Raw genomic sequence first — 13897 nt, forward strand, 5'->3', positions numbered from 1 at the left:
TCCCCCCGAAGGATGAACCCCGCCAACGGCAGCGTGTGCGAAATCTGCGGCGAGCCGATGCCTCGCGGAGGGCCATGCTCGCGCTGTCTTTTCAAGGTCTCCTTCAGCGACCTCGAAGAGCCGCCGCTTGAGGAATCGGAGCCGTGGGCCCGGCTGGCAAATCTCGACCTCCACGAGGAAATCGGCCGCGGCGGCATGGGCGTGGTCTATCGCGCCCGGCAGGCCGGGCTGGAGCGCACGGTCGCGGTGAAGGTGCTGCTGCGGGCGCGCTTCGCCGGAGCGGAGGAAAGGGAGCGCTTCCACCGCGAGGCCCGGGCGGCAGCACGGCTGAAGCACCCCGGCATCGTCAGTATTTTCGACATCGGCGAGGACGATGGCGTGCCCTGGTTCTGCATGGAGCACCTGCCGGGAAAGAACCTGGAGGAGGCCGTGCGCGACCATCCGCTGCCCGCAAAGGATGCCGCCCGGCACATGCGCCGCGTGGCGGAGGCCGTCCAACACGCGCACGACCACGACGTGCTTCACCGAGACCTGAAGCCGTCCAATATCCTGTTAGACGGCGAAGGCGATCCGCGCGTGACCGACTTCGGCATCGCCCGGATGGACGCTTCCAATGCCTCCGAACTCACGCGCACCGGCCAAGTCCTCGGCTCTCCCGGCTACTCGGCTCCGGAGCAAGCTTTCGGCGGAGAAGCCAACGCCCGGACCGACGTTTACGGCCTCGGAGCATCGCTCTACCACCTCCTCACCGGACGGCCGCCCTTCGTGGGGCCGACGCTGGATACGATTCTCGTCCAGCTCCGCGAAGACGATCCGCTCTCCCTTCGCCGGCTGAATCCCAGCGTTCCCCGCGACTTGGAAACGGTCTGCCTGAAATGCCTGCGCAAGGATCCCGTCCAGCGCTACTCCACCGCGCAGGAGGTCGCGGACGACCTCGGGCGCTTCCTTGCCGGCGAGCCGATTCATGCCAAGCCCCTCGGCCCGCTCGGCCGGGCGTGGCGCTGGGGCCGTCGGCGTCCATGGACCACGGCGCTCGCCATCGCGTGCACCATCCTGGTGGCGACGCTGATTGCAGGCTTCGTGGTGACGGAGCAGCGCGAGGATCGCGAGGGGCGCCGGGTAATCCTGATCGCGGCCTCCCACGAGGCGAGGGCCCAGCGGGAAGGCGACTCGGGGAAACGGGCGATCGCTGCGGTTCGAGAGGCCTGGGGAATCAAGCCTTCCCCGGGGCTTAGGAATGAAGCGATCGCCGCGCTCTCGCTGCCGGGTGTCGAATTCTTGCCTGCGCTCGGAGGAGACCTCCCGGCCCCGCCCACCGGAGAGCTATCCGTTGCCGATCCTTCAGGCCGTCGCCGCGCCGTCGTCCGTCATCTGCCCGGTGGACGCGCCGATGCCATCGACATCGTGTCGGTCTCTGACGGCAAGGTACTCCACGAACTCAAGAACGACCACCGCATCACCTGCCTCGACTGGTCGGGCGAGCTGCTCATCGCCGGAGGCAAGTCGATCCGGCTGGTGCAGGTGTGGGATACCACCACCGGCCAGCGCCTGCATCGTTTCGGCGGCCACAATGCCGACCTCGGAGCGGTCGCCTTCCGCCCCGGCGGCCAGGAGTTCGTCAGCATCGCCCGGGATGGCATGCTGAAGGTCTGGCACGCCGGCCTAGGTGCGGAGCTGCTGCGCGTGACCGGCTTGCCCGAGCATGCCGGACCGGTCGCGTGGTCGGAAGACGGCACCGTCCTGCGCGTGCGCCGCTCGGACGGCAGCGCGGTCGATGGCTTCCGCTTCCAGTGGCCGCGTTTTCTCACCGTGGTCGGTCCCGGAGCGCCCGAACCGCGATCGGAGAACATCGATAGCCTGCACCTCGATGCCTCCGGCCGGGTCGCCGTCACGGTGGATGAAAAGGTCTGCCGACTGTGGTCACTCGCCGAGGGCCGTGAAGTGGCGCGATTCCCAAAGGTCGACGTCGAGTGGATGTCCGCCGCACTCACCCCGGAGACCTTGTGGCTGTGCAGCTGGAATGTGGGGCTCCGGCGAATCCCACTTTCCCCCGGTGCGTGGCCCGCCGTCACCGACCTGCAAGCCACGAAAATCGGCCCCGGTCCGCTGCTGGTCGCGACGTCCCGGGATGGAAAATTCCTGGCCCTCACCAAAAACGACGAGGATCCGAAGAACGACCGCGTGCTTCTCGTTTCCACCGCCGACTTCTCGATCCGGAACCTCCCGCAGCAAGACCCCTACTGCGCCGCCTTTTCGCCGGATGGAACCCTGCTCGTCACCGGCAGCTTCCGCGTCCCCGGTGCCACCTTGCACTCCCTGCAAGGCGGATCACCCCGGCCGCTGGATCACCCCGGCCTCGTGCTCGGAGCCCTCTTCACCGACGACGGCCATTCCCTCTGGCTCTGGGGCGACCACGCCGTGACGCGCTGGAACACCGCCACGTGGAAATCCGAGACCGTGCTCACCGGCCAAGCGCCGAACGGCTTCACCGTCTCGCCGGATGGCACCCTCGCCGCCAGCGCCACCCGCCGCGCCGTCATCCTCCACCGCACCAGCGATCTCGCGGAAATCGCCCGCCTCGAAATCCCCGCCGCCGTCGGCGAGGTCGGCATGCCCACGCTCACCTTCAGCCCGGACGGCCATCACCTGGCAATCCACGTCGAAGACGGCGCGGTCATCTCATGGGACCTCCCTACCCTGCGTGCCGAACTCGCGAAGCTCGGGATGGACTGGGAGTGACCACATGGACATACGATGGATTCCGCTTTTACGGTATGTATAGGATACCGGAAAAGCGGAATCCCGCCTGAGTGCCTTGCGACAGCGGTTTACGAATGGAAAGCTCCGCCGTGCCGCATCGCTGGAGCCCGCTGCTGAAAGCAACCGCCGGAAGGGTGCCTGTGGCATTGCTGGCAATCGCAGCCTTGGGCACGGCAGGTTCGCCACTGGGCATTTGGTCGAGCCACATCGAGCGCATGAGCCACTTCCGCTGGTGGTGGCTCGGGCTGCTTGTGGCACTTGCCAGCTGGTTTTTCAGGAAGCAGAGACGTGCCTTGGCTGCGATTGCGGCAGCACTGACCGCATGGGCTGCCATCCCCTTGGGGCCCTACTGGATCTCCCATCCCAAGGTCGCGAGTGAAAACGCGCTGAAGTTCCTCGCTTGGAACGTCCTTTGGGAGAACCCGACAAAAGACCTCGCGCTGCCTTGGCTGGGCCATCAGGAGGCGGACGTCCTTCTCCTCACCGAATGCACGGACGAGTGGCGCCAGAGGCTCTCGCCGCTGAAGGAAAAGTATCCCTTCCAGATCTCTAGCGGCCGCGACGGGGCGGAAGGCATGTGGCTCTTGAGCCGCTATCCTTTGGATGTGCCCGACGCTGACGGCATCGCTGCGGACAAGCCGTGGATTTCCACCCTCATGCATGCACCCGGCGGACCAGTCCGGATCCTCGGCATGCATCCCCGCACCCCGCGCGCGGGGCAGCGCTTCGACCAGCGGAATCAGCAATACGACCACGCGGCGGACATCGCGGCCAACGCCGGAACACCGGTGGTCCTTCTCGGCGATCTGAACTGCACCCCGTTTTCGCCATGGTTCCAACGCCTGCTGAAACGCGGGAAACTCCACGATTCAGCACTGGGCTTCGGCCTCCCTTCGACGTGGCACAGCAATGGCATCGGCCTGCCCATCGACCACATCCTCGTCAGCAGCGACTGGCAAGTGGTGGAAAGGAAGGTTCACCCGGACTGGATGGGCTCCGACCATCGCCCGGTGATCGCGGTGCTGGCCCTTTCTTCCTCGCCCGACCGCAACGACAAGCAGTAGTTCTGCAGGTCGTTCACCGCCGATGAAATCCCTGAGATCCACTCCTCTTTCCGGAATTGCCGCGGCGCTGCTGTCACTGGCCTGCGTCGCCCTGCCGGTTCCGTCCGCCGCCGCCGAACTCTCACCGGCCACGCAATTGGAGCATGATCTGATCTCCGGCACTCATGGGGACAATTTGAAGAAGGCCGGCCAGCCCCTCGCCGATCTGGACTCCAAGTTCAGGACCGCCCTGGAGAAATACCGCGCGGAAACCCAAGCCGCGGGCAAACTCGATGCGGTTGAGAAAATCGACGCAGCCCTCAAAAGCTTCGACGCCGGCAACCCACCGACGGCCGACTCATCCGACCCGGAACTCGCCAAGCTCGGAAAGGCCTACCTCGAAAAGCGCACCAAACTGGAAGTCTCTCTCAAGGCTGCATTCATCGACGCTTGGACCCTGCATCGGCAGAAGCTCGAAGGACTGGTGACCCGGCTTACCAAGGAGGGCAAGATCGACGATGCGAAGATCGTTCGCGATGAAGCCAGCGCAGTTGAAAAAACCATCGCGAACCTTTCCGGCAAGCCGCTGATCAAATCCGCCAGGGACCTGATCCTCTCAACGGAATGGGAGGCGAAGCAAGTGGGCGAGAAACCTTGGACGGTCAAATTCCACGAAAACGGCACCGCCACGCGCGGCGGTGGCGACAAGGGTAAGGAGACCGTCGCATGGAAGTGGAAGATCGAGGACGAGAAGATCCTCTGGTGCCACTGGCCCTCCAATGGATGGGTAAAATTCCAGATCCCCGACTTGCGGGCATCCAAGCTCGAAGGCGTCAGCAAGGGCGGCGACAAGTGGTCGCTCACGCCGCCCTTCTAACCGGATGCCCCTTCAGCACTGGATCGACGGGAAATGCGCCCCGGTGGGCGGAGTGTAGTCGCCGAATGACATGTACGAGAGCACCTTGCCGGTGCGGTGGCCAGCAGCCATCGCCTTGCGGAAGAGGCCGGTGCGGGCCATCGGGCAGATGTACTTGGCCACCGGTGGCGGCAGGTGACGGGCGGCCTGGGAAGCCAGGCCGAGCAGGTCTTCATCGGTCTCGGCACCCGCGTGACCGAACAAGGTCGCGAAGAGATAGGCGACCGGCTTTCCGCCGCGGAGCTTGAGGAAACCCGGCACCTGAAACTCGATCAGCTGCGCTGCATCGCCTGCGCGCGAGAAGCCGTAGGCGAGGCGCGAAAGTTCGGCGATCACTGGCAGGTCATCTCCGGTAATCGGCCGGACCTCCGGATCCTCCTCCGCTGCGGGCGCCGCCTGCATCAGCACCGCGCTGTCCCGCCAATCGAAGCCGAGAGCAGTGTAAAGCGACAGCGAGGTGATATTGAGCGCCTCTTGGAAAAGCCGCACCTGCCGGATCTCCCGCCGCCGGGCTTCATCGATCACCCACTGCATCAGCGCCCGGCCGATCCCTTTCGACTGCACTTTCGGGTCGACGGTGATCGGCCCCACACCTGCGACCTCATCGGCGAAGGTCAGGAAATTCGAGCCGATGATTTCGCCATCCAGCACCGCCATCACGCCGGTGTAGTCGGGCCGCTGGACGGTCTGGCCGATGATCATTTCCCCGACTTCGGGAGCGGGAATATCCCTCTCGACCCCGCAGCGGTCGTGCAGGGCGGAAAAGGCTTCGTGGCAAATGACGGAAAGCCGCGGGATGAATTCCGCGATCGCGGGGACGAGTTCGAGCGCCATGGCGCGATTGAATCGCCCACGTGCGGACCTTTCAATGGTCCCTTTGGCCCATTAGTGCTTGGTCCGGCGAAACGCGTGGGCCCACTTGTGCTCCCACACGTGCAGCCACGGGTGAGCCCCGTGCTGATCGGACGCCTCATGCGCCGCATAGGCGACTCCCGCCACCCACAGCAGCGGCACCAGGATCAGCGACAGGCCGATCGTGGCGAACGAGAGCCAGAGGGCGCAGAAGACCATCAGCACGTTGCCGACGATCATGATGGCGAGGCCGTCGACATAGTGGTGCTTGTAGAGGTGCCCCAGGCCGGGGACCACACTGAGCAGGGCGGCAACCTTGTTGCGGTCCACGTCCCGCCAGGCATCGAACAATTCCTTCATGGGATTCAAAGCTCCTTTCTCACCTTGCAGGTTGGCATGGCGATCGCCAGGAAGCAAGAAGCCTGTTTGGGTTACCCAATCGGGGTGAAATGATCGCCCCCGCGGTTCCGTTCTTGGCGTTACGCCATCCGGCCACTCAAAATACCGTCAGCATGAAAACGCCGTCCATCCTCGCCCTCCTTGGTGCATTCGCCCTCTCCGCCTCCGCCCAGGAAGTCAAACCGCTCAAGGTGATGCTCCTCACCGGCGGCTGCTGCCACGACTACAAGACCCAGAAGGACATCCTGAAGAAGGGCCTGGAAGAACGGATCAATGTCACCGTGGAGCAGATCCACGTGGATGACGGCAGCACCAAGCCGCCGCTCCCGATCTATGGCAATCCCGACTACGCCGCCGGCTACGATCTGGTCATCCACGACGAGTGCGCCGCCGACGTGAAGGATCTGGAGGTCGTGAAAGGCGTGGTGAAGCCGCACCTTGATGGCATCCCGGCCATCGCCCTCCACTGCGCCATGCACTGTTACCGCGTCGGCGAGTACCAGAAGAAGGCCACCAAGGACGAGGACACGACTTGGTTCGACCTGCTCGGCCTGCAGTCCAGCGGCCACGGTTCCCAGAGGCCGATCGACATCAAGTTCACCGACACCAGCCACCCGATCACCAAGGGAGCCAAGGATTGGACCACGGGGAACGAGGAGCTCTACAACAACATCGACATCCACAAGAGCGCCACGCCGCTCGCCACCGGCACCCAGGATAAGTCCACGACCGTGGTCGTGTGGACGAACCTCTACGGGCCGAAGAAGACCCGCGTCTTCGCCACCACCATCGGCCACAACAACGACACGGTGAGCGACGCACGCTATCTCGACATGGTCGCCAAGGGCGTGCTGTGGGCCACCGACAAGCTCGATGCCCAGGGCAAGCCGAAGGCGGGCTACGGGCGTCCGGAGAAGAAGTAATTAAGCAGGGCTTCGCACGGGCGGGAAATTCGGTTTCCCGCCCGATTTGCTTTCGCGTCTTGTAGTTAGGAAAAGTTGAATGTTAACTAGGGCACGCGCTCGTTCCCCGCAGTGGGAAGCAGCGCGTGCAACCCCCTATCCTAGGAAAACATGAAGTTCCGCCTACTCGTCAGTGCTCTTTTTCTCGCCGCCGGCCTGCGTGCCCAAGCCGGTCTCCCCGTCCGCCCCGAGTGGCTCGCCGGCGTGTCCGAGAACGGCATGCTGGTAATGTTCGCCAGCGACGCCCCCACGGATGTCACCAAGGTCAAGATCAAGGGCCTCCAGAAGAAGGAGAAGATCCTCGCGATCGATATCCGCCCTGCCAATGGCCTGCTCTACGCGCTCGGCAGCAGCAGCCGCCTCTACACCCTCAACTGGGAAACGGGCTATGCCACCCAGGTCGGCAGCGGGACCTTCTCCACGCTGCTGAATGGCGCCCACTTCGCCTTCGACTTCAATCCAGTGGTGGACCGCATCCGTCTGGTGAGCGATGCCGGCCAGAATCTCCGCCTCAATCCGGACGATGCTTCCGTTACTTCCGTCGACGCCAGCGTCGCCTACGCCGGCGGCGATCCGAATTTCGGCGACACGCCTTCGATCGCGGCCTGTGCCTACACGAACAACGACAACGACCCGGTGACCACCACCACCACGCTGTACGACATCGATGCCTCCCAGGACCTTCTGGTCGTCCAGAACCCGCCGAATTCCGGCACCCTGAACACGGTGGGTGCCCTCGGCGTGGACGTGACGGAAGTCGCCGGCTTCGACATCGCCGGCAGCAATGGCGTCGCCTACGCCGGCATCGTCGTAAAGGAGGGTAAGAAGAAAAAATACCGCACCACCCTTTTTACGATCAACCTCACCAACGGCACCGCAACTTCGCTCGGCCACATTGGTGGCCCATGGCCGCTGACCTCGCTCACCGCGCTGGGACCGGTCGCTGAATGATCACCCGCTCGGCCTGAAATCCGCTTCGAAGCCGGAGTCCGTCACAGGCTCCGGCTTTTTCATGCCCGGATTCCTTCATGTCCGTGGATCGTCGGGGAGGCTTTGCTTCCAAGATGGCGCTCTGCAACCCTTGTGGAATCGACATTGCGCCGTGTTAGAAACGCTGCTTGGATGGCAGGGCAACAATCCCCAATCGCCATGTTCAAGGAGTTCAGAGAATTCATCCTCAAGGGTAACATGTTCGACCTCGCGGTCGGCGTCATCATTGCGACCGCGTTCGGCAAGGTGGTCACTGCTTTCACCGAGCTGCTGCTCTCGGCGATCAGCTTCCCGACCGATTCAACCCAAGTGGGCGCGATCGAGTTGGCAAAGCGGGTCACCAAGGGTGCCGACGGCAAGGACGTGGTCAAAGCGATCGATATTGCCCCGGTCATCAATTCCTTCATCAACCTGCTGATCGTCGGCTTCGCGCTGTTCCTGGTGGTGAAGGCCTACAACACCGCCAAGAAGCGCTTCGAGAAACCAGCAGCCCCAGCCGGACCGGAAGAGCTTCCTGCCGACGTGAAGCTCCTCGCCGAGATCCGCGATCTGCTGAAGAACAAGGCTTGATCCGCGCGCCCGGTCTGCTGGCCTTCCGGCCGTGCCTGCCGAGCCCTTCGATTTGACCGACGTCCTGCCATCCCTTGCGGGGGATGGCTGGCGCGGGATGGCGCGCCGGAGCTTGGAAAACGTGCTCGGACTGACCCGGGTCCGCGCGACCTTCCGCCGTGCTGCCGCACAACCGGGAGAAGTTTTCACCGAGGCCCTCCACGCCTACGGGCTGGAGGTCGATTGCCCCGGTTTCGACGAAGCGGTACCAGCGACCGGCCCGGTGGTGGTGGTGGCCAACCACCCTTTCGGCGGGGCGGATGCCATGTCTCTGGGCACCCTGTGCGGGACTCGCCGGCCGGATTCCCTGATGCTGGCCAACCGGATGACCGCCGCCATCCCCGGGATCGGGTCGAAAATGATCCCGCTCTCGATCCTGAACGAAGGGGACACGGCCCGTGACAATGCGCGCTCGCTGCGAGCGGCGCTCCAGCATCTCCGGGCCGGCGGTTTGCTCTCCTGCTTCCCCGCCGGTGAAGTCGCATCATTCCGGGACGGCAAGGTCACCGAGGGACCATGGTCACCCCACGTGGCCGCCCTCGCGCTGAAAGCGAAGGCGGATCTGGTGGTGGTCCGCTTTCCCGGCCAAGCGCCGGAATGGTTCCACCAGGCCGGAAAACTGCATCCGATGGTGAGGACGGCGCTCCTCCCGCGGGTGCTGCTGGTGATGGATGGCCAAACGGTCCCCTGCCACGCCCAGCGCATTGGTTTTGAAGAAGTCGCGACCATGACACCGCAGGATTTATCGGCGTTCCTGCGGGCGCGGGCCATCGGAGAAGAAACTCCGCCCCTGTGACAAGAACGTCGTCCATCCCCCATCGACCCGCCCCGAAAATCGGGACTTGATAACATCCACAGCAAGGTTCACTCCATCGCCACCGGCGATGGTCGGGATGGAATTCTCAATGAGACTTCCACCGGCGTTTCGGACATGCTGGCAGGCGAATTGCCATGAACGACTCTCTACAGCCCATCGCCCCGCCGGTGGATCCCACCGAGCTCGCCGCGGAAATCGCGATTCTGAATCGCCGCGGCCCCTTGGCCTCGCAGGGGCGCTTCGATGTGTTCCTCGCCTCCGCGTGGGAGATTCCCGCGCTGCTCCACGAAATCGGCCGGCTGCGCGAAATCACTTTCCGCCAGGTCGGTGAAGGCACCGGCAAGCCGCTGGACCTCGATCCCTTCGACGCCAGCTACCTCCACCTGTTCCTGTGGGACCGCGAAGGCGGCCAAGTGGCCGGTGGCTACCGCCTCGGCTGCACGGACGTGCTGCTGGCAGCCGGCGGAGCCAGCGCGCTCTACACCTCCACCCTCTTCGACTTCGAGGAGCCTTTCCTCGATTTCCTCAAGCCCGCCTTGGAACTCGGGCGATCCTTCGTCGCGCCGGACTACCAGAAATCAATCCACCCGCTGGGACTGCTCTGGCGCGGGATCGGCCGCTTCGTGGCGGAGCGCCCGCGTTACGCCCGGCTCTTCGGTCCGGTGAGCATCTCCCGCGATTACACGGCGTATTCGCAGGATCTCATTGTCCGCTTCCTCCGGGATAGCCGGCAAGATCCCACCGTTTCCCGCTGGGTGAAGCCCCGTCACCCGTACGACGGGCTTCCCGACGATGAAGGAATCAGCCACCGGCTGCAATCCATCGAGGATGTCTCCGCCGCGGTTTCCGCCGCAGAACCCGACAACAAGGGCGTGCCGGTGCTGCTGCGGCAGTATCTCAAGCTGAATGCCACGCTGCTGGAATTCAACGTGGACCCTGACTTCTCGGACGTGCTGGACGCTCTGGTGCTCGTGGACCTGCGGCAGGCTCCCGCCGCGGTACTCGCCCGCTACATGGGCGAAGACGGCTTCCGGAGCTTCTCGGAAGCCGCCGTTTCGGAGGTCGCGTGAATCCGGTCAAATGAAGGTCACTTGGCCTTCACGATGATCTTGCCAAACATCTTGTCGAAGTGCCCGGGCGAGGAGCAGAAGTAGTGATACTCGCCCGGCTCACCCGCCACGAAGTTCAGCGTGGCGCTCTCGCCGCCGCCGATCAGCTTGGTGTTTCCGACCATCAGGGCCTTTGACTCCTTGTCGGTCGGCACGTAGCCCGTGGCCGCAGCGGCATGGCACTTCGGTGCGAACTGGATGACCGTGGTGCCCGGCTTCAGCAGCACCACATTGTGCTTCATCGACTTCTCGCCCTTCGCGCTGGCGTTCTTGAAAACCAGCGAGACCTTCTGGCCGCTCACCACCTCGAAGGTGGTCTTGCTGTAGACCATCCGGTCATCGGCGCTGAGTTCCAGCTTCACCACCTCGGCCGCGTGAGACACGGCCGAGGCGAGTAACAGGAGGGATGTGGCGAGAAGCGCGCGCATCGGTCCGCTGGATTACTTCTTCTTGCCGGCTTCTTCGAGCTGGGCGCGGGTCACCGGCGCCTTGATGTCCTTGAATTGCTCGCGGAATTTCTTGGCGTCTTCCGGGGTTACCACGGATGCATTATGGTCGAAGGAGTTACGAAGGTAGGTCATCACCGCGGCCAGCTTTTCATCGTCGAGCGAGGCTTCCAGCGGTGCCATCATGCCAATGATCTTGGTATTGGTGGGGTCCTTCTGGATGCCCTTCAGCACGGCGAGGGCAAACGCGGCGGGCTCGCCAACCACGATCTTGGAGTCGACCAGGGAAGGAGCCATCTTCATGTCGGGAGGAATCGCCATGCCCTTGGCGTCGGGACCGTGACAAGCCGAGCAGGTCATGAAGGTGGTCTTGCCGGTTTCCATCAGCTTGGCCTTCTGGGCGTCATCGGCAGTGGCAACCGCGGCGGTCGCGGCGAGGAGAGAAAGAGCGAGGTATTTCATATCGGTCGTGTCAGGCTGCCCGGCTACGTTGGGAGCTTCGGCGGCCTTTCGCAACCATGAGTTCGCGTCAGCAGACACCGGGCGGAGGCGATCTGCCCGGAAAATGCTCCTCACAAACCCGCCATTTCCCCCGGGATTGACCCCGGCGAGGCATTTCCCTAGTTCCAAGCCCGGTCGAAACGACCGCCACTTCCATGTCCAAGGTTCCCACCATCATCTACACGAAGACCGACGAAGCCCCGTTGCTCGCGACTTACTCGTTCCTCCCGATCGTGCAGGCGTTCACGAAGCACTCCGGCATCACCGTGGAGACCCGGGACATCTCACTGGCCGGCCGCATCATCGCCCAGTTCCCCGACTTCCTGAAGCCGGAGCAACAGATCGGCGACCATCTCGCGGAGCTTGGCGCTCTGACGCTTACGCCGGAGGCAAACATCATCAAGCTGCCTAATATCTCGGCCTCCGTGCCGCAGCTGAAGGCCGCCGTGGCCGAACTCCAGGCAAAGGGTTATGCGCTGCCCGACTTCCCGGAGAACCCGCAGACCGATGCCGAAAAAGATATCAAGGCACGCTATGCCAAGGTCATGGGCTCGGCCGTGAACCCGGTGCTTCGCGAAGGCAACTCCGACCGCCGCGCACCGAAGGCGGTGAAGGATTACGCGAAGAAGCATCCGCACTCGATGGGTGCCTGGAGCGGCGACTCGAAGACCTCGGTCGGCACCATGGGTGGAAACGGCGACTTTTTTTCCAACGAGAAATCGGTGACCGTCGGCGACGCGACCGACGTGAAGATCACCTTCACCGGAGCCGATGGCAGCGTGAAGGTTCTCAAGGAGTCCACACCGCTGAAGGCCGGTGAAATCCTCGACGCCACCTTCATGAGCAAGGCGGCGCTGGTGTCCTTCCTCGAAGGCCAGATCGCGAAGGCAAAGGCCGATGGCGTGCTCTTCTCGCTGCACATGAAGGCGACCATGATGAAGGTCAGCGATCCGATCATCTTCGGCCACGCGGTGGAGGTGTTCTTCAAGGACCTCATCGCGAAGCACGCCGCGACGCTCAAGGAGCTCGGCGTCGATTTCCGCAATGGCTTCGGCGATCTCGTCGCGAAGATCGAGAAGCTGCCGGCTGGCAAGAAGGCGGAAATCGAAGCCGACATCCAGGCCGCCTACGCCAATGGCCCGGCGCTCTCGATGGTGAACTCCGACAAGGGCATCACCAACCTTCACGTGCCGAGCGATGTCATCGTCGACGCCTCGATGCCCGCGATGATCCGCGCCGGTGGCAAGGTGTGGGACGCCCAGGGCAAGACTGGCGACACCCTCGCCGTGATCCCGGACAGCTCCTACGCGGGCGTCTATCAGGCCGTCATCGACTTCTGCAAAAAGAACGGCGCGCTCGATCCCAAGACCATGGGCTCGGTGCCAAACGTCGGCCTCATGGCGCAGGCCGCCGAGGAATACGGCTCGCACAACAAGACCTTCGAAATCCCTGCCAAGGGCACCGTCACCGTCACTGACTCTAACGGCAAAGTGCTGCTCTCCCACGAGGTGGAAGCCGGCGACATCTGGCGCGCCTGCCAGACCAAGGACGCGCCGATTCAGGACTGGGTGAAGCTTGCCGTGAACCGCGCCCGCGCCACTGGCGATCCGGCCGTCTTCTGGCTCGACAAGAGCCGCGCGCACGACGCCCAGCTCATCACGAAGGTCGAGAAGTACCTGAAGGACCACGACACCGCTGGCCTTGAGATCAAGATCCTCGCGCCAGCCGATGCCTGCACCTACTCGCTCGAGCGCATCGTGCAGGGCAAGGACACCATCTCGGTGACTGGCAACGTGCTACGCGACTACAACACCGACCTCTTCCCCATCCTCGAAGTCGGCACCTCGGCGAAGATGCTTTCGATCGTTCCGCTGATGAATGGCGGCGGTCTCTTTGAAACCGGTGCCGGTGGTTCCGCACCGAAGCACGTCGAGCAGTTCCTGCAGGAGGACTATCTGCGCTGGGACAGCCTCGGTGAGTTCTTCGCGCTCGCGCCGTCCTTCGAGCACATCGCCGATACCTTCAAGCTGCCGCGCGCCAAGGTGCTCGCCGACACGCTCGATGCCGCCACCGGCAAGTTCCTCGAATACGACCGCTCCCCGGGCCGCAAGCTCGGCACCCTCGACAACCGCGGCTCGCACTTCTACCTCGCGCTCTACTGGGCTCACGAGCTCGTGGAGCAAACCGGGGATCTCGAACTGCAAGCCATCTTCGCCCCTGTCGCCGAGCAACTCGCCGCGAACGAAGCGAAGATCGTGGAAGAGCTCAACGCCGTGCAGGGCAAGCCGGTGGACATCGGCGGCTACTTCCAACCGGACGATGCCAAGGCATCCGCGGCGCTGCGTCCTAGCGCGACCTTCAAGGCGATCCTTGAGACCATCTGACTTGTCATCTCACCAAGGGCCCGCCGAGCGAAAGCCGGCGGGCCTTTTTTGTGTGAAAAACCGATGAAGACGGAGTTATGTGGGCAAAGATACTTGCCGCATCGGCGCA

At 63.7% G+C, this 13897-nt stretch carries 13 protein-coding genes; 9 read left to right on the forward strand and 4 right to left on the reverse strand.

Annotation, left to right across the window (positions count from 1 at the left end; all coding sequences use genetic code 11):
* Positions 1-12 precede the first annotated feature (12 nt).
* The 3 genes from WKV53_RS08875 (at position 13) to WKV53_RS08885 (ending at position 4680) form a co-directional block, all read left to right on the forward strand.
* Entirely contained in the window at positions 13-2739 is a 2727-nt protein-coding gene (locus WKV53_RS08875) for a WD40 repeat domain-containing serine/threonine protein kinase (protein WP_341404218.1), read from the forward strand.
* A gap of 95 nt (positions 2740-2834) precedes the next feature.
* Positions 2835-3824 carry an endonuclease/exonuclease/phosphatase family protein gene (locus WKV53_RS08880; protein ID WP_341404219.1) on the forward strand — a complete coding sequence of 330 codons (990 nt, stop codon included), beginning with the start codon at positions 2835-2837 and terminating at the stop codon, positions 3822-3824.
* A gap of 22 nt (positions 3825-3846) precedes the next feature.
* Entirely contained in the window at positions 3847-4680 is an 834-nt protein-coding gene (locus tag WKV53_RS08885) for a hypothetical protein (RefSeq protein WP_341404220.1), read from the forward strand.
* Between the two features lie 12 nt (positions 4681-4692).
* Here WKV53_RS08885 and WKV53_RS08890 read toward each other — a convergent pair whose 3' ends face one another.
* A complete protein-coding gene (locus tag WKV53_RS08890) occupies positions 4693-5553 on the reverse strand; it encodes a GNAT family N-acetyltransferase (RefSeq protein ID WP_341404221.1) in 861 nt (286 codons plus the stop codon).
* A 51-nt stretch (positions 5554-5604) separates the two neighbouring features.
* Positions 5605-5931 (reverse strand): hypothetical protein, encoded by a 327-nt coding sequence (locus WKV53_RS08895; protein WP_341404222.1) that lies wholly within the window; start codon positions 5929-5931, stop codon positions 5605-5607.
* Positions 5932-6083: 152 nt separating this feature from the next.
* On the opposite strand from WKV53_RS08895, the gene WKV53_RS08900 reads away from it, so the two are divergent.
* The 5 genes from WKV53_RS08900 (at position 6084) to WKV53_RS08920 (ending at position 10418) form a co-directional block, all read left to right on the forward strand.
* The gene (locus WKV53_RS08900) at positions 6084-6893 is read left to right on the forward strand and encodes a ThuA domain-containing protein (protein ID WP_341404223.1); all 810 of its coding nucleotides are present in this window, start codon (positions 6084-6086) and stop codon (positions 6891-6893) included.
* 150 nt (positions 6894-7043) lie between these two features.
* Positions 7044-7883, forward strand: coding sequence for a DUF4394 domain-containing protein (locus tag WKV53_RS08905; protein WP_341404224.1), 840 nt, complete (start codon positions 7044-7046; stop codon positions 7881-7883).
* Positions 7884-8081: 198 nt separating this feature from the next.
* Positions 8082-8492, forward strand: a complete 411-nt coding sequence (gene mscL / locus WKV53_RS08910) for a large conductance mechanosensitive channel protein MscL (RefSeq protein ID WP_341404225.1) — start codon at positions 8082-8084, stop codon at positions 8490-8492.
* Between the two features lie 31 nt (positions 8493-8523).
* Positions 8524-9327 carry a 1-acyl-sn-glycerol-3-phosphate acyltransferase gene (locus WKV53_RS08915; protein WP_341404226.1) on the forward strand — a complete coding sequence of 268 codons (804 nt, stop codon included), beginning with the start codon at positions 8524-8526 and terminating at the stop codon, positions 9325-9327.
* Positions 9328-9482: 155 nt separating this feature from the next.
* Entirely contained in the window at positions 9483-10418 is a 936-nt protein-coding gene (locus tag WKV53_RS08920; protein WP_341404227.1) for a GNAT family N-acetyltransferase, read from the forward strand.
* A gap of 17 nt (positions 10419-10435) precedes the next feature.
* On the opposite strand, the gene WKV53_RS08925 is transcribed toward WKV53_RS08920, so the two are convergent.
* Positions 10436-10885, reverse strand: coding sequence for a plastocyanin/azurin family copper-binding protein (locus tag WKV53_RS08925; RefSeq protein WP_341404228.1), 450 nt, complete (start codon positions 10883-10885; stop codon positions 10436-10438).
* 12 nt (positions 10886-10897) lie between these two features.
* A complete protein-coding gene (locus tag WKV53_RS08930; protein ID WP_341404229.1) occupies positions 10898-11365 on the reverse strand; it encodes a c-type cytochrome in 468 nt (155 codons plus the stop codon).
* Between the two features lie 194 nt (positions 11366-11559).
* Between WKV53_RS08930 and WKV53_RS08935 the strand changes: the two genes are divergently transcribed.
* Entirely contained in the window at positions 11560-13788 is a 2229-nt protein-coding gene (locus tag WKV53_RS08935; protein WP_341404230.1) for an NADP-dependent isocitrate dehydrogenase, read from the forward strand.
* Positions 13789-13897: the final 109 nt, after the last annotated feature.

It is taken from the genome of Luteolibacter sp. Y139 (assembly GCF_038066715.1).
GTDB lineage: Bacteria > Verrucomicrobiota > Verrucomicrobiia > Verrucomicrobiales > Akkermansiaceae > Haloferula > Haloferula soli.